Below are 16,845 nucleotides of genomic sequence, written 5' to 3'. Positions count from 1 at the left end.
TCTCTTTATTGACCCGAATGATTCCGGATGGATTCGGTTATGTTTGCCAGGCTGAATGAAAGCCGTCGTTATCCCTGGTCGCTGTGCACGTTCGTGTGTGAGCCCGTTGGGGAAGCTGTGGGCCACGGCGCTGTCATGGCGAGTGCCGCGATGGCGCATTGAAGCCCGCTGCCGGCTAATGGCGAGCATCAGCCGCACATGCAGGGCAATGCGGTTTCTGCAGCTCAAGATCTGCCGAGCCAGCCATGGCGTCGGGATGAGGCCAGTTGCTTGCGGAACGCCTTGCGCCGGGCATGGCCATCGGGAAAGCGGCAATGGACGGTGGCCTCTGCGAGGCTGCGTGCGCCGCCGAGCAGATGCCGGCCGCGGTCCATTACCAAGGGAACGCCGGCAGATGTCAGGATGTGCGCTTCATCGACGAACCAGCGTCGACCTCCACCGATGCGCGCTCGGCGAAGGTTCTGGCTCTTGCCCGATGGGGGTGTCGCGCGCGAACCGGGATCCCGCTCGGAAATGCTCTACGCCGCGCTCACGAAGCCGAGGCGCGGGTGGCGGGGCGGTAGTCGTTGGCGATGGTCTCGCCGAACGGTCCGGTGTTGACGCTGCCGGGGCCGTGGGCGAGGGCGTGGTTGAGCTTCAGGCGCGGCAGCACCAGCTCCGCCACGCGGTACGCCTCTTCAAGGTGCGGGTAGCCGGAGAAGATGAAGCTGTCGATGCCGAGATCGGCGTATTCGCGGATGCGGGCCGCCACCGTTTCGCCCGAGCCGACCAGCGCGGTGCCGGCCCCGCCGCGCACCAGCCCGACACCGGCCCACAGGTTCGGGCTCACCTCAAGCTTGTCACGCCGCCCGCCATGCAGCGCCGACATGCGCGACTGGCCGACCGAATCGAGGCGGGAGAACACTTTCTGCGCCGCCGCGATGGTGTCGTCATCGAGATAACGGATCAGGTCCTCCGCCGCTTCCCACGCCTTGGCGTCGGTCTCGCGGGCGATGACGTGCAGGCGGATGCCGAAGCTCACCTTCCGGCCCTCGGCCTCGGCGAGCTTGCGCACCTCCTTGATCTTGGCCTCCACCGCCGCCGGCGGCTCGCCCCAGGTGAGGTACTTGTCGACATGCTCGGCCGCGACCTTGTTCGCCGCCGCCGACGAGCCGCCGAAATACAGCGCCGGGCCGTTCGCCTGCTGCGGCGGGAACAGCAGATGCGCGTCTTCCACCTTGATGTGCTTGCCGAAATAGCTCACGCGCTCGCCGGCCAGCAGGCGGCGATAGACCTGCAGGAACTCGTCCGTCACCTCATAGCGCTCGTCGTGATTGAGGAAGATGCCGTCGCCGGCATTCTCCACCGGGTCGCCGCCGGTGACGATGTTGATGAGCAGCCGCCCGTCGGAGATGCGGTCGAGCGTTGCCGTCATCCGGGCATAGAGGGTGGGCGAGGCGAGGCCCGGCCGCACCGCCACGAGATAGCGCAGCCGCTTGGTCGCCGGGGCCAGCGCCGAGGCGACGAGCCAGCTGTCCTCGCAGCTCTTACCCGTGGGGATCAGCACGCCGTAATAGCCCAGCCGGTCGGCGGCCTGGGCCACCTGGCGGAGATAGTCGATATCCGTCTCGCGGGCGCCGAGGGAGGTGCCGAGATAGCGCCCGTCGCCATGGGTCGGCAGGAACCAGAGCACGTTGAGGCCGTCGCCGGCGGGCTGTGCGGAGCTGGGGTGAGACATGGTGCGTCCTGTTGGTTCGATCGGGCGGCGGCGATGGCCCCGCAGCGTGGTGGAAGAGTGCCGCAGTATCTTTGTCTGTATAAGCTATAGACTAATGCGCGACGGCTCGGCAATTCGATTTCACGCGAATACGCGGAAATACGATAAAACAACATGAAATTTATGTAATAATGGGCCGGGAGATGCGCCTCTCCTCACATGCGATTCCGGCGTTCGGACGGATCGCGCGCTTGACTCTGGTCCCGGTTTGAGTCGTTTTAATCGAACAAAACAGGAACATTCCATGCGCGCGGCACACGACGTTTCCGCGCTGAGGCAGATGCTCGCCGGGCTGGAGGCGGAGCGTCTGCCCGGCGCTTCATCGGCCTTCAGCCTGGGCGCCACGGGGCCCGACAGCGTGCTGGCGGACACGCTGGCGCGGGGCGCCCTGCATGAAATCTATGCCGCGGAAGGCGCCGACATGCCGGCCGCCTCCGGCTTCGCGCTCGCCCTGGCGCTGCGGAGCGCGCAGGCAGAGGGCGAAGCACCTCCCTATCCGCGTCCGATCGTCTGGGTGCGGCAGGATTTCCTCGATTCAGAGGCGGGGCGGCTCGACGCCCATGGGCTGAGAGACCTCGGCCTCGACCCGTCGCGGCTTATCCTGGTGCGGGCGCGCGACCCGGAACAGGCGCTGCGCGCGGCGGGGGACGCGGTGCGCTGCGCGGCGCTTGGGGCGGTGCTGCTGGAGCCGTGGGGTGAGCCGAAGGCGCTGGACCTCACCGCCACACGGCGGCTGGCGCTGCGGGCCGGCGCTTCCGGCGTCACCCTTTTCCTGCTGCGCATGGCGGCGAAGCCTTCGGCCAGTGTCGCCGTCACCCGCTGGCTGGTGCGCCCGATCCTTTCAAACCCGCTGCCGGCCGACGCGCCGGGCGCCCCCGCCTTCGCCGTCGCGCTGCTGCGCCATCGTGGCGGGCTGCAAGGTCATGACTGGAATCTGGAGTGGGACCATGAGAGCTGTTCCTTCCGCGACATCGCCCCGCTATCTCGCCCTGTGGTTTCCGTTCCTGCCGGCAAACCGGCTCGACAGGATGCGGGGGCGCAAGAAGCCGCCGGGGATGTCCGGCCCTTCCGGCGTGCCGGATGAGGCGCTGCCGCTGGTGTTCGTCGAGCGGGTGGGGGGCGCGCTGCGCCTCTCCGCCATCTCGTCGCAGGCGCGGGCCGTGGGGCTCGCGCCCGGCCTGACGCTGGCGGATGCCCGCGCGCGGATTCCGGCGCTCGCGGTCGCCGACCACGATCCCGTCGCCGACGCCGCCTTTCTCGAACGGATCGCCGATGATTGCGACCGCTGGACCCCGCTGGTGGCGCTGGACGGCGTGGATGGGCTGGTGCTCGACATCACCGGCTGTGCGCATCTGTTCGGTGGCGAGGCGACGATGCGCCGGCGCGTCATCGAGCATCTCCAGCGCCACGGGCTGACGCTCCATGCCGTGGTGGCCGGCACGCCGGAGGCGGCGCGTGCGCTGGCCCGCTGCGGCAAGGGTGGGGTAGTGCCGGAGGGGCGCGAGGCGGAGTGCGTGGCGCCGCTGTCCATCGCCGCGCTGGACCTGCCGGCGGAGACCGTGACCGGCCTGTCCCGCGCCGGGCTCAAGACCATCGGCGAACTCGCCGCGCGTCCCGGCACGCCGCTCGCCGCGCGCTTCGGCGAGGGGCTGCTGACCCGGCTGCGGCGCACGCTGGGCCATGAGGATGTGCGCATCACGCCGCGCCGCGCGCTGCCGGCCTGCATCGCCGAGCGGCGCTTTGCCGAACCGATCGGCCGAGCGGAAGATGTCGAGGGTGCGCTTGGGCTGCTCATTGACGATATCGCGCTGATGCTGGAGGCGCGAGGCGAGGGCGGGCGGGCCTTCGAGGCTGCCTTCTTCCGCGCCGACGGCGCGGTGCGGCGTATCGCGGTGGAGACCGCGCGGCCCTCGCGCGACACCGCATCGCTTGGCCGGCTGTTCCATGAAAAGCTCGACGCGCTGGCCGATCCGCTCGATCCCGGCTTCGGCTTCGATCTGATCCGCCTCGCCGTACTGCGTGCGGAAACCCTGGCGCCGGCTCAGGTGAGCCTCGACGGGCGGGCCATCGAGGAGGAAGAGGTCAGCGCGCTGGTCGACCGGTTGGCGGCGCGGCTCGGCCGGGACCGGGTGTTGCGCTTCATGATGCGCGACACCCATGATCCCGATCATGCCGCCAGCCTCGTGCCGGCGGTCGAGCCCGTGCCGCCCGCCCTTCCGCTGCCGGAAGAGCGGCCGGTCCGCCCGCTGATGATGTTCGACCCGCCCCAGCCGATCGAGGCGCTGGCGGAAGTGCCGGATGGCCCGCCCCTGCGCTTCCGCTGGCGGCGCGTGCTGCATGAGGTGGTTCATGCCGAGGGGCCGGAGCGCATCGCCGCCGAATGGTGGCGGCGGGGTGCGCCGACGCGGGACTATTACCGGGTGGAGAACGACAAGGGGCGGCGCTTCTGGCTGTTCCGCCTCGGCCTTTATGAGCGCGAGCCGGGCGCCCCGCGCTGGTTCGTCCATGGGCTTTTCCCATGAGCGCGGTTTTCTATGCCGAGCTGGCGGTCACGACGAATTTCTCCTTCCTGCGCGGCGCCTCGCACGCCAGCGATCTGGTGGCGCAGGCCCTGCATCTCGGCCATGCCGGCATCGGCATCGCCGACCGCAACAGCGTGGCGGGCGTGGTGAGGGCGCATGCCGCGCTGAAGGACGCGGAAGAGGCGTGGCGCGAGGAGATCGGCGCGCCGAATGCGATCCTGCCCTTCCAGCTCGCGGTGGGCGCGCGGCTTGTCTTCGCTGATGGCGCGCCCGATGTGATCGCCTATGCGCAGGACCGTGCCGGCTGGGGCCGGCTGTGCCGGCTGCTCACCGCCGGCAACATGCGCGCCGGGAAAGGAAGCTGCCTCCTCACCCTCGACGATGTGCTGACGGACGCGGGCGGCCTCTCGCTCATCCTCATGCCCCCTCGCGGGCTGGAGGGGTTGGCGCGGTATCTCGGCCGGCTGGCGGAAGCCGCGCCGGGCTCCCTCTGGCTCGGCGCCGACATGCCGCGGCGCGGCGACGACCGCCGCCGGCTGGCGGGGCTGAGGGCGCTGGCGATGGAGGCCCGGGTGCCGCTGCTGGCGATGAACGATGTGCTCTATCATCACCCCTCGCAGCGCGATCTGCAGGATGTACTCACCTGCATCCGCGAGGGCACCACGATCGAGGCGGCCGGGCGGCGGCTGGAGGCCAATGCCGAGCGCCATCTCAAGCCTGCCGTCGAGATGGCCCGCCTGTTTCGCGACGCGCCGGAGGCGGTGGAGGAGACCCGCCACTTTCTCGCCCGGCTCGATTTCTCGCTCAGTGAACTGAAATACGAATATCCCAGGGAGCCCGTTCCCCCCGGCTACACGGCGGAAGCCTGGCTGGAGCATATGACGTGGCAGCGGGCCGCCATCCGCTATCCCGACGGCGTGCCGCCCAAGGTGGAAAGGCAGCTCCGGGAAGAGCTGGCGCTGATCGCCGAACTGAAATACGCGCCCTATTTCCTCACCATCCGCGACATTGTGAGCTTCGCGGAGGAGAAGGGCATCCTGTGCCAGGGGCGCGGCTCGGCGGCCAATTCCGCGGTGTGCTATGTGCTCGGCATCACCGCCGTCGACCCGGCGAACAGCGACCTGCTGTTCGCCCGCTTCATCTCCCGCGAGCGCCGGGAGCCGCCCGACATCGACGTCGATTTCGAGCATGAGCGGCGCGAGGAGGTCATCCAGTACATCTATAAGCGCTATGGCCGCCTGCGCGCCGGCATCGCCGCCACCGTGATCTCCTATCGCCCGCGCAGCGCCATCCGCGATGTCGGCAAGGCGCTCGGCCTCACCGAGGATGTCACCGCGCGGCTCTCGGGCATGGTCTGGGGCAGCTGGGGCGACATGCTGGAAAAGGGCCAGATCGGGCAGGCGGGGCTGGATCCCGCCAATCCGTCGATACGCCGCGCGGTGGAGTTCGCCGGCCGGCTGCTCGGCTTCCCGCGCCATCTCTCCCAGCATGTCGGCGGCTTCGTGCTGACGGAGGGCCGGCTCGACGAGATGGTGCCGATCGGCAAGGCCGCGATGGAGGACCGCACCTTCATCGAGTGGAACAAGGACGACATCGACACGCTCGCCCTGATGAAGGTCGATGTGCTGGCGCTGGGCATGCTCACCTGCATCCGCAAGGCGTTCGACCTGATGCGCGAACATGAAGGCGTCGATTACGCGCTGGCCGACGTGCCGCAAGAGCAGGGCGACGTCTACGACATGCTGTGCCGGGGCGATTCCATCGGGGTGTTCCAGGTGGAAAGCCGGGCACAGATCAACATGCTGCCGCGCATGAAGCCGCGCTGCCTGTACGATCTCGTCATCCAGGTCGCCATCGTCCGGCCGGGGCCGATCCAGGGCAATATGGTGCATCCCTATCTGCGCCGCCGGGAGGGCAGCGAGAAGGTCACCTACCCCTCGCCGAAGCCCCCGCACCATCCCGACGAACTGATCGGGGTGCTGGAGCGCACAAAGGGCGTGCCGCTGTTCCAGGAACAGGCGATGAAGCTCGCCATGGTGGCCGCCGAATTCACCGAGATCGAGGCCAACAAGCTGCGCCGGGCCATGGCGACCTTTCGCAACATGGGCACGATCGGGGAGTTCCAGACCCTGCTGATCGAGCGCATGAGCGCGCGCGGCTACGACCCGGCCTTCGCCGCGCGCTGCTTCGAGCAGATCAAGGGGTTCGGCGAATATGGCTTCCCGGAAAGCCATGCCGCCTCCTTCGCCAAGCTGGTCTACATCTCCGCCTTCATCAAATGCCGCTCTCCCGCCGTGTTCGCGGCGGCGCTGCTGAATTCGCAGCCCATGGGCTTCTACGCCCCGGCGCAGATCGTGCGCGACGCGCGCGAGCACGGCGTGGAGATACGCCCCGCCGACATCAATCACAGCTTCTGGGACAACACGCTGGAGCGCCGTGCCGACGGCGCGCTCGCCCTGCGCATCGGCCTGCGGCAGATCGACGGGTTCAGCGCGGCCTGGGCGGAAAAGCTCGCGGCGGCGCGGGGCGCCGGTTACGCCGACATCGAGACGATGGCGATGCGGGCGCGCCTGCCCACCGGCGCGCTGCGCAAGCTGGCGGATGCCGACGCGTTCGGTTCGCTCGGGCTGGACCGGCGCACGGCGGCGTGGCTCATCCGGCGCCTGCCCGATGACGCGCCGCTGCCGCTGTTCGCGGCGGCGCAGGCGCGCGAACTGGGGGCGGAGCCGGACGCGCAGCTCCCGCTCATGCCGCTGCCCGAGCAGATCGCGGTGGATTACCAGACCACGAGGCTCTCGCTGAAGGGCCACCCGATGGGCATGCTGCGCGGCATCTTCCGCGCTGAGGGCATTGCCAGCAGCACTGAAACCGCGGCACGGCGGGACGGCAGCTTCATCCGTACCGCCGGCATCGTGCTGGTGCGCCAGCGGCCGGGCAAGGGCAACGCCATTTTCATGACGCTGGAAGACGAGACCGGCATCGTCAATGTGCTGATCTGGGCGCGGCTGTTCGAGCGTTTCCGCGCGCAGGTGATGGGCGCGCGCCTCGTCGTGGTGGAGGGGAGGGTGCAGAAGAGCAAGGAAGGTGTCATCCATGTGATGGCCGAGCGCGTGCTGGACCGCACCGGCGAACTCTCCCGCCTGTTCGACGATGCCCGCGCCAATGCCGGTCCGCCGATCCCCCGCCCGCAGGCCGATCCCGGCGTCGACGAGCGCGTCCGCACCGATCCGCGCGGCCACATGCTGGCCGGCCGCAACTCCACGCAGGGCCATCCGCGCCAGGTCCGCGTCCTGCCGAAATCACGCGATTTCCATTGAGCGCACGCAGTTCCGCGGCGCCAGCGCCGGCACGCGCGCGCTGCCGTTCACTCGTCGAGGCGGCTGACGACGACATAGGGGCGAGCGCTCGTCATCTCCGCCGAGCCGGCGCTCACCCTCTGGCCGTCGAGATCCGTCCATTCCCACGATCCCATGATCTCGTGCAGCGGCGGGGTCGCATCCACGGATGGCGCGAGGCGCGTCGGCACCGCCACCCGCACCACGGCCCCCCCGGACCGCCGCTCGAAGCCGAACCAGCGCGCGGACGTGGCCGGCAGGTGGAGCGGGGTGTAGTCGCCCTCAATCAGGGCGGGATTGCGCCGGCGCAGTTGCAGCAGGCGATAGGTGACGTCGAATTTTTCCCGATCCTCAGCGGCGATGTCGCCCCCGCCCGACAGCGCCGCGCGCCGCGCCGCCCAGACGACCGGCCGGCGATTATCGGGATCGACCAGCGACAGGTCCTGAAACTCGGTCCCCTGATAAAGATCGGGTGTGCCCGGCAAGGTGAGCTGGAGCACGGTCTGCGCCAGACCGACCATGGCGGCGGCGGGCAGCAGCGCCGAGAGCAGGGTTTCGATCTCCTCGCGGACAGTGTCGGCGTCGGGAGACGTGACCAGCGCCCGCGCGAAATTGACGCTCGCGGCTTCATAGGCCTCGTCCGGCGTCTCCCAGCTGGTGTGTCGCTTGGCCTCGCGCAACGCCTTGGTCAGATAGGTGCAGATCCGCTCCTCGGACACCGGCCAGACCGAGAGCAGCGTCTGCAGGATCAGAACCTGATCGAGGGCATCGGGCCGAGGCGCGCCGGCCGTAGCACCGGCCAGCGTGGCGCAGGGTTCGGCGCTGTTGCGCAGAAAGTCCAGCCACAGCTGGGGCTGAAAGCTCAGCGCGGCAAGCCGCGCGCGCGTGTCCGCTCCGCGCTTGGTGTCGTGGGTCGCCAGCGGGGTGAGGTCGCGGGCCCCCGCCGCCGCGCGCGCGGCGTTCAATGCGTGCATTTCCTCCACCGTGCGGGCGGGATGGGCGAGACTGCCGCCGACCTCGTTCACGGCGAGCAGTACCGGATAACGATACAGCTCGGTGTCCTCGAAGCCCTTCGCCATGGCGGGGCCGCCGAGCTGCTGGAACCGCAGGCGGAAGGCGCGGTCGCTGTCGAGCAGCGGGCGACGCAGCCTGTCGAGCAGCACGGCCGCCGCCGCCTGGGTGAGCGGGTCTTCGGCTGCCGCGATGGCGTCGGCGATGCTGTCCCACACCGCCTCGTCCAGGGCGTCATGGGCCTCCCATGTCGCATAGGAGCGATAGACCGGGCAGTGGACCAGCAGCGCGATCACGGCCTGACGGATCGCCGTCTCTGTAAGGTCGCCCGCGCGAATTTCATCATCGAGGCCGTCGCGGGCGAGAGCGGCCAGCACATCGACCTCGGCGGCGAGACTGCCTTCCAGCACCTGGCGCTTCGCGGCGGCGAGCCGGCTCTCCAGCGTTCCGGTGAGGAGATGACGTTCGCGCAGGTCCTGCTCAAGCGACTGATAGCCGGCCTCGTCGACGAACAGCCCGTTGATGTCGTTGAGGCGCTCATAGCCGGTGGTGCCGTCGATCGGCCAGTCGCGGAGCGTCTCGCCCGGCTCCAATATCTTCTCGACCACGATCAGCGCTTCCGGCCCCGCCGCCGTCCGCAGGCGATCGCAATAGCCGGCCGGATCGACGAGACCGTCGATATGATCGACGCGCAGTCCATGAACGAGACCCCGCCGCAGCAGATCGAGCGGCAGGCGATGCACCAGCTCGAACACCTCCGGGTCCTCGACGCGCACGCCGATGAGATCGGTGATGTTGAAGAAGCGGCGGTAGTTCAGATCGTGCGCCGCCGTGCGCCACCAGGCGAGCCGCCAGTGCTGGTCCTCAAGAATGGCGCCGAGATCGGCCGCGGCCAGCGTGCGGTCGAGCGCCGCGCGGCCTGCGGCATCGAGCGAGCGCAAATCGCCGGAGAGGCCCGCGGCATCCAGCAAGCCGGCGACGCTTTCGCGGCGCAGCGGGAAAATGTGGTCGGCATAGACCACCAGAATGCGGCCGCTCTCGCTATCGGTGCGCAGCGACAGGCCACCGGCCTCCAGTGTCGCGCGAAGCGGCTCGCCGAGCACCGGCACCAGCAGCTTGCCGGCGTCCGGCGACACATCGAAGACCCGCGCCGCCGGCGAGGCCGGTCCGTGTTCCAGCATGGCCATCCAGAACGGATTGTGACAGGAGGCGGCCATATGGTTGGGCACGATGTCCAGCACCACGCCCATGCCCGCGCCGGCAAGTGCGCGCGCCAGTCGTTCGAAACCCTCCTCGCCGCCGAGTTCGGGATTGATGCGCGTCGGGTCGGCCACGTCATAGCCGTGGGTCGAGCCCGGCACGGCAAGGGTGATCGGCGAGGCATAGAGATGGCTGACGCCGAGCCCGGCGAGATAGGGCACCAGCGCCTCGGCATCCGCAAAGGTGAAGCCGCGATGGAACTGCAGCCGGTAGGTCGCAACAAGGCTGGGGGAGGAAAGGGTCGCGTTCATTCCGTGACGGAGCCTCCCTGCGCGCCGAGGCTCCAAACGGCAGCGGCGAAGGGACCGAGCGCGAGCTTTCCGCCCGGCTCATGGGTCACGTCCCCCGTGCTGGCATCGGCGGGCAGGTTGGGAAGACCGATGGGGGGATGGATGGCCACCATGTCCTCGCCCGGATTCAGCGCCATGACCAGCCGGCCGGCGGCAAAGCGCCAGGTCACGGCGAGCGCCGTCCCCTCGCGCACGAACGACGCCTTTTCGAAAGCACCCGCCGTCAAGGGCCAGACCAGCCGGCGCCGTTGCTCCGCGAGGCGGCGGAAGGCATCGAGTGCCGCGCGGGCCTGCGGGGTCGCGACATCCTCCGGCTTGAGCCCGGCGGCGATGAAGGTGGCCTCGTCCTGCGGATCGGGGAAGGCGGCCTCGCCATGCGCGTCGAAAAACGCGCCGAATTCCGCGCGCCGGCCCGTGCGGACCGCCTCCGCAAGCTCCCCCTCGAAATCGCAGAAGAACGGGAAGGGCGTGTCAAGCAGCGCCTCCTCGCCCATGAACAGCAGCGGCACCTGCGGCGAGAGCATCAGCACGAAGCGCAGGAAGGCGAGCCGCTGGGGCGGAAGGGACGCCGCCAGCCGATCACCGAGCGGCCGGTTGCCGATATGGTCGTGGTTCTGGACGAAGCTCACGAAGGCATCGGGCGGCAGATCGGTGCAGGGCGTGCCGCGCGGCGCGCCTTGTGCGTCAGGATAGGGGTCGCCCTGAAAGACGAAGCCCTCGGTCAGCGCCCGCGCCGCGCCGCCCACCGCGTCGTCGGCATAGGGCGCGTAATAGCCGGCGCGCTCGCCGGTTCCCAGCACATGGAAGACATGATGCCAGTCGTCATTCCACTGCGCGGTGTAGAGGCCGTCCTCTCGGGTCATCCAGCCGGCCACGTTGTCGTGGTTCTCCAGCACGAGGAAGGCATCGGGGCGCACCGCGCGACAGGCGGCCGCGATCTCGCGCAGGAAGGTTTCGGCGCCAGCAGTGGCCAGCGCATGCACGGCATCGAAGCGCAGCCCGTCAAAACCGAATGCGGCGAGCCAGTAGGCGGCGTTTTCGGTGAAGAAAGCGCGGACCGTCTCGCTTTCCAGATCGATCGCCGGGCCCCATGGCGTGGCGATATCCTCGCGGAAGAACGACTTGGCGTAGAGCGGCAGGTAGTTCCCGCTCGGGCCGAAATGATTGTAGACGACATCGAGCATCACCCCGAGGCCGCGCTCATGGGCGGCATCGACCAGCGCGCGCAGATCGTCCGGCGTGCCATAGGCACAGTCCGGCGCGTAGAGCAGTACGCCGTCATAGCCCCAGTTGCGGCGGCCGGGAAAATCAGCGACCGGCATCAGTTCGATCACGGTGAATCCGGCGTCGCAATAATGGTCCAGCCGCTCGACCAGCGCCCGGAAGGTGCCTTCCGGCGTGGCGGTGCCGACATGGATCTCGGCGATCACCGCCTCGTGCCAGGGGCGCGGCGGAGCCGGAAGCGGCGGGGCCATGACGTGATCGGCAACCAGCACGCTCCAGCCATCGGCATCTTCCGCCTGCTGGCGGGAGGCGGGATCGGGAACGTCGACGCCGCCGACCCGAAAGCGATAATGCGTACCCGGCTCGACTCCGGGCACGCCTACACAGAAGAAGCCATCCTCACCGCGCGCCATTGCGAGAGGCTCGCGGCCCTCGACGATCAGTTCGACAGCCGGCGCATCCGGCGCGAACAGGCGGAACTCGGCACCCGCAGCATCAAGGCGCGGCCCGAAGCGGCATGAAGGGCTCATGCGCGCCATTCCCACACCAGCAGCGTGCGCGCCGGCAGCATGAAGGTGTCGCCGCTGCCGATCCGTGCGCCTTCAAGATCGTCGCCCGTGGCAAGGATGGCCTCCCAGCCGCCGCTCTGCACCGGCGGCGCGACAAAATCGACGTCGACATGCGAGGCGTTGAGCATGACCAGCAGCGAGGGCTCCTCGGGCAGCACCGGGGCGAGGCGCACGGTGATGCATTTGCTGTGGGGGTTGTTCCAGTCCTCCTCGCTCATCCGTTCCCCGCCATTGGAGAACCACGCGACGTCCGGCTGGCCCATCTCGTTGCGCACGCCGGTCAGGAATTCCGGGCGCGACAGCGACGAGTGCTTCTTGCGCAATTCCGCGAGGCGGGCGACGAAGTCCAGCAATTCGGAATCGTCATCGGACCAGTCGACCCAGCCGATCTCGTTGTCCTGGCAATAGGCGTTGTTGTTGCCGCCTTGCGAGTTGGAGCGCTCGTCACCCGCGAGCAGCATCGGCACGCCCTGGCTGAGGAACAGCGTGGCGATCAGGTTGCGCTTCTGGCGCCGCCGCAGGGAACGGATTCCCTCATCCTCGGTCTCGCCCTCGGCACCGCAATTCCAGCTCTTATTGTCGTCGTGGCCGTCGCGATTGTCCTCGCCATTGGCCTCGTTGTGCTTGTCGTTGTAGGTGACGAGATCGTGCAGGGTGAAGCCGTCATGGGCGGTGATGAAGTTCACGCTCGACCATGGCCGCCGGCGCCCTTCCGAGAAGATGTCCTGCGAGGCGGCAAAGCGCGTGGCAAAGCTCGGCAGCAGCCCTTCCGAGCCGCACCAGAACTCACGCACCTTGTCGCGATAGTCGCCGTTCCATTCGGAGAAGCCCGGCGGAAACGCGCCGAGCTGGTAGCCGCCCGGCCCGACATCCCAGGGTTCGGCGATCAGCTTCAGCCCGCCGAGCGTCGGATCCTGAAGAATGGCGTTGAAAAAGGCGTGGCCCGGATCGAAGCCGGTGGGACGGCGCCCCAGCGTGGTGGCGAGATCGAAGCGGAAGCCGTCAATGCCGTAGACCGAGGCCCACATGCGCAGTGAGTCCATGACCATCTGCAGCACGCGGGGATGGTCGGTATTCACCGCGTTTCCACACCCGGTCATGTCGTCATAATAGCGCGGCGCGCCGGGCAGCAGCCGGTAGTAGGAGGCGTTGTCGATTCCCCGGAAGGACAAGGTCGGGCCGAGATGGTTGCCCTCGCAGGTATGGTTGTAGACGACATCGAGGATGAGCTCGATGCCCGCCTGATGCAGGCGGTCGACCGCCTCGCCGATGGCATCGAGCCCGTCCTCGCCGAGATAGCGCGGTTCCGGCGCGAAGAAGGACAGCGTGTTGTAGCCCCAGTAATTGGAGAGCCCGCGATCCACCAGATGCCGGTCCTGCGCGAAGGCATGCACCGGCAGCAGTTCCAGCGCGGTCACGCCGAGGCGCAGCAGGTGGTCGATGAATTCCGGCTGGCCGAGCGCGGTGAAGGTGCCGCGAATGCTGTCGGCAATCAGCGGGTGCCGCATGGTCAGGCCGCGCACATGCCCTTCATAGATCACGGTCTTGGCCCAGGAGACGCGGGGGTGCGCGGTCGAGGCATAGGGCATGCCGGCAACCACGCGCGCCTTGGGAAGGAAGGGTGCGCTGTCGCGCTCGTCCATCGTCAGGTCGGCGTCGGCGCCGCCGGTGATGGTGTAGCCATAAAGCGCGTCGTCCCACACCAGATCGCCCACCAGCATGCGGGCATAGGGATCGAGCAGCAGCTTGTTATGATTGAATCGATGGCCGGCCTCGGGGTCCCATGGGCCCGAAACCCGCCAGCCATAGACCTGCCCCCGGCCCACGCCGGGCAGATAGCCGTGCCAGACGCCATTTGTGCATTCGTGAAGCGGAATGCGCTCAAGTTCGGTTTGGCCGTAGCGGTCGAAGAGGCAGAGCGTGACGCCGGTCGCGTTATCGGAGAACAGGGCGAAATTCGTCCCCTTCCCGTCCACCGTCACACCCAGAGGAAATGCGGAACCGGGAAGCACCTGGCGCATGAACTCATTCATCCTGTGGCAAAAACAAAAACGCGCCGTCGGCTCTGAACGAGCGCGCCGATAAACGTCACTGGGAAATAAAGGCGGGGCCGACGGCGTTAGGTCGGCACCCTCGTATCGAGCGCCTTCATGGCGAGAAGCCGGTGGGCGGCTTCCAGCCGCTTCCATGACTTCTCTCCGGCCTCGATCAGTCTCACACGGTCGGCTTCGGGAAGAGTAGGATTACGGGCCTTGAAAATCGCCGAGGTGTAATTCTCCAGTTCCATGTCCAGATCCAGAAGCAGATTAGATATCGAATGCATGGCAACACACTCCCGAACCACTCACGGGCGGCTTTCGGCGCGCCTGTTGATCTGAGACCGCAACGCGCGGGATGGAGGGTTCGTTCCCGTGCAAAATCGTCATGTAAGATTCTTCGGCCCGCCGTCCGCCTGCCGGGGTCAGGAAGGGCAGGGGCGGGGCGTGAAGGCCACTCTGAGATCGCCGGCAGCGTGAGTAGGGCAGGCCCCCGGTCACGGCCCGCCACACCACGACTTCTCCTCGCCCATCCGCACTTTCTTGCGAGATATGGGGCGTGAGGGCTTCGACGTGGCTCGTTGGATGGTCGAACGGTTGATGCGGCGCATGGACCTTGCTGGCGTGATCCGCGGCAAGCCGGTCGGTACGATCCTGCTGGACGAGACGCACGCTGCCCGCTCGACGATTGAGCCGGGTTTTCCATGCCCCGACGCCCATGCCGCATGTTGGGCAGCTAGAGCAGGCTCTTCACGAACGACGGCCCGTTCGCCGCGCGCGAAAGATCGGCCACCTGTCGCGGAAATGGTCTAAGCAACGCCACGCGCCACGCCCCGACCGAGGAGCCCGCCTTGACCGACCACCTTCCCAGCTTCGCCAGCGACAACGCCGCCGGCGCCTCGCCCGAGATCCTCGCCGCGCTCGTCGCCTGCAATGACGGCGCTCTGCCCTCCTATGGCGGCGACGAAATTTCCGCGCGGGTGACGCGGCGCCTCGGCGAAGTGTTCGAGCGCGAGGTCTCGGTGTTCCTGGTCTCGACCGGCACGGCGGCGAATGTGCTGGCGCTTTCCGTGCTCACTCCGCCCTGGGGCGCGGTGCTGTGCCACCCCGACAGCCATATCGAGAATGACGAATGCGGCGCGCCGGAATTCTACACCGGCGGCGCCAAGCTGGTGCATGTCGCGGGTGCGGGCGGCAAGCTCGACGTGGCCCAGCTCCGCCGCGCCGCGACGCTGGGCAAGGGCGATGTGCACAGCGTGCAGCCGGCCTGCGTGAGCATGACCCAGGCGACCGAATCCGGCGCGCTCTATTCGCTGGAGGAAACCCGCGCCATCGGCGACGCCTGCCGCGAGGCAGGGCTGGCGCTGCACATGGATGGCTCGCGCTTCGCCAATGCCGTCGCGGCGCTTGGCGCCAGCCCGGCGGAGCTGACCTGGAAGGCCGGCGTCGACATATTGTCCTTCGGCGCCACCAAGAACGGCGCGCTGGGGGTCGAGGCCGTGGTGCTGTTCGACCCCGCCCGCGCGGCGGAACTCGCCTTCCGCCGCAAGCGCGGCGGGCATCTCACCTCCAAGATGCGCTACCTCTCTGCCCAGATGGAGGCCTATCTGGACGGCGACCTCTGGCTCGCCAATGCGCGCCGCGCCAACGCGATGGCGCAGCGCCTGGCGCGGGGCCTCGATGGCGTGGCCGGCGCGACGGTGCAGGGCCCGGTCGACGCCAACATCCTGTTCGTGCAGCTCCCGGCGCCGATGGTCGCCGGCCTGCTGGCTGAAGGATTCCGCTTCTACACCGACCGCTGGGGCCAAGGCATCGCGCGGCTGGTGACCTCGTTTGCCACCACCGAGGCCGATGTCGACCGGCTGCTGGCGGCGATGGCGAAGCTGGCGTGACGATGGTGCGCTGCGCACCGACTTGTCCCCAGCCTGATGGGAAAGAATGCGAAAGGGCGTTGCAATCCGCGTCGGGCTGAGGCATAGAGCGCCTCGTTCGGGGCGCGGCGCTGGCCGCCACTGACCGGACACGGAGCGGTGCGGGTGTAGCTCAGGGGTAGAGCACAACCTTGCCAAGGTTGGGGTCGTGGGTTCGAATCCCATCGCCCGCTCCAAATTTTCCCAATAAAATGAGACAGTTAGCAAACGCCCTTCGGGGCGTTTTCTGCTTACCGGCAACAGCATTGCCATTTCGGTAAGCAGGCGGTAAGCGCGGCAGGGAAAGCCGTGGCGCGCTCCAGCGGAGGCGACCGCCCTGTCCGCGACCGGTCAGCGAAAGCGCGGACAAGCGGTGCGGCTGTTCGGCAGACCACCTCTCCCGCGTACGGGATGTCCTTTCGCCCACTGAGAGTGAGAGGTAGGACCGGAATCCCGCGACGGGTTGAGGGCCGGAGGAGGGCTTCCGGCGCCCGTCATGGAGTCAAGGCTGAGGTCATCCATCGCCGAGGTCCTTGGCGATCCTTCGAGGCCGTCGAGATTGCCAAGCTGACCTGGGTCGACTGGTTCAACCATCTCTGGCTGCTGGAGCCTATCGGCAACATCCCGCCGGCCGAAGCCGAGGCACGCTACAGCGCCATGCTCGATGAGACAGCAATGGCGGCATGACTTAAGCCAAATCGCCTCCGGTGAAGCCGGGGCGGTTCATTGCTCTCAAGGATGTATCCCTCAACTGGCGCCCATGAGGCCGTGCCGGGCGCGTTCAGAAATTGTGTTACCCTGCTTTGGATCGTGTCCCGTAGGGTGGTGTAGCTGAGGAGAAGGTGGCCATCGACGGAACGCCGGTATGGTCGGAGTTGCGAGAACCAACCCGACCGAGGAACCACCGATGACCGACATGATGATGAGCCTGC

At 68.1% G+C, this 16,845-nt stretch carries 9 protein-coding genes, 1 tRNA gene and 1 pseudogene; 6 read left to right on the top strand and 5 right to left on the bottom strand.

Annotation, left to right across the window (positions count from 1 at the left end; genetic code table 11):
- Positions 1–529: 529 nt before the first annotated feature.
- Positions 530–1,717, bottom strand: a complete 1,188-nt coding sequence (gene ssuD, locus VRZ77_RS14815) for an FMNH2-dependent alkanesulfonate monooxygenase (protein WP_414593410.1) — start codon at positions 1,715–1,717, stop codon at positions 530–532.
- Between the two features lie 283 nt (positions 1,718–2,000).
- Between ssuD and VRZ77_RS14810 the strand changes: the two genes are divergently transcribed.
- From VRZ77_RS14810 to VRZ77_RS14800, 3 genes are read left to right on the top strand one after another with little or no spacing between them, the layout of a single operon-like run.
- Complete coding sequence (locus tag VRZ77_RS14810; protein WP_414593409.1) at positions 2,001–2,840, top strand: ImuA family protein; 840 nt, start codon at positions 2,001–2,003, stop codon at positions 2,838–2,840.
- Entirely contained in the window at positions 2,812–4,278 is a 1,467-nt protein-coding gene (locus VRZ77_RS14805; protein ID WP_414593408.1) for a Y-family DNA polymerase, read from the top strand. Before VRZ77_RS14810 ends, VRZ77_RS14805 begins: the two co-directional genes overlap by 29 nt.
- Positions 4,275–7,595, top strand: a complete 3,321-nt coding sequence (locus VRZ77_RS14800; RefSeq protein ID WP_414593407.1) for an error-prone DNA polymerase — start codon at positions 4,275–4,277, stop codon at positions 7,593–7,595. Before VRZ77_RS14805 ends, VRZ77_RS14800 begins: the two co-directional genes overlap by 4 nt.
- A 47-nt stretch (positions 7,596–7,642) precedes the next feature.
- Here the strand turns inward: VRZ77_RS14800 and treY are convergent, their stop codons facing one another.
- The 4 genes from treY to VRZ77_RS14780 form a co-directional block, all read right to left on the bottom strand.
- Complete coding sequence (gene treY / locus VRZ77_RS14795) at positions 7,643–10,135, bottom strand: malto-oligosyltrehalose synthase (RefSeq protein ID WP_414593406.1); 2,493 nt, start codon at positions 10,133–10,135, stop codon at positions 7,643–7,645.
- A complete protein-coding gene (gene treZ, locus VRZ77_RS14790) occupies positions 10,132–11,928 on the bottom strand; it encodes a malto-oligosyltrehalose trehalohydrolase (RefSeq protein ID WP_414593405.1) in 1,797 nt (598 codons plus the stop codon). Before treZ ends, treY begins: the two co-directional genes overlap by 4 nt.
- Positions 11,925–13,988 (bottom strand): glycogen debranching protein GlgX, encoded by a 2,064-nt coding sequence (glgX, locus tag VRZ77_RS14785; protein WP_414593404.1) that lies wholly within the window; start codon positions 13,986–13,988, stop codon positions 11,925–11,927. Before glgX ends, treZ begins: the two co-directional genes overlap by 4 nt.
- Before the next feature lie 98 nt (positions 13,989–14,086).
- Positions 14,087–14,290, bottom strand: a complete 204-nt coding sequence (locus tag VRZ77_RS14780; protein WP_414593403.1) for a hypothetical protein — start codon at positions 14,288–14,290, stop codon at positions 14,087–14,089.
- A 564-nt stretch (positions 14,291–14,854) separates the two neighbouring features.
- Between VRZ77_RS14780 and VRZ77_RS14775 the strand changes: the two genes are divergently transcribed.
- The 3 genes and pseudogenes from VRZ77_RS14775 to VRZ77_RS14765 form a co-directional block, all read left to right on the top strand.
- Positions 14,855–15,895: a threonine aldolase family protein gene (locus VRZ77_RS14775; RefSeq protein ID WP_414593402.1), complete on the top strand. Its 1,041-nt coding sequence runs from the start codon at positions 14,855–14,857 to the stop codon at positions 15,893–15,895.
- 140 nt (positions 15,896–16,035) lie between these two features.
- Positions 16,036–16,110 (top strand) — tRNA-Gly (locus VRZ77_RS14770).
- Between the two features lie 307 nt (positions 16,111–16,417).
- Positions 16,418–16,600, top strand: a pseudogene (locus tag VRZ77_RS14765) (IS3 family transposase); the annotation flags it as partial.
- Between the last annotated feature and the right edge of the window lie 245 nt (positions 16,601–16,845).

Source organism: Ancylobacter sp. G4_0304 (genome assembly GCF_047501495.1).
Classification (GTDB): Bacteria; Pseudomonadota; Alphaproteobacteria; order Rhizobiales; family Xanthobacteraceae; genus Ancylobacter.
Note: the sequence above shows the minus strand (reverse complement) of the source record. Positions and strands in the feature narration are given on the sequence as shown.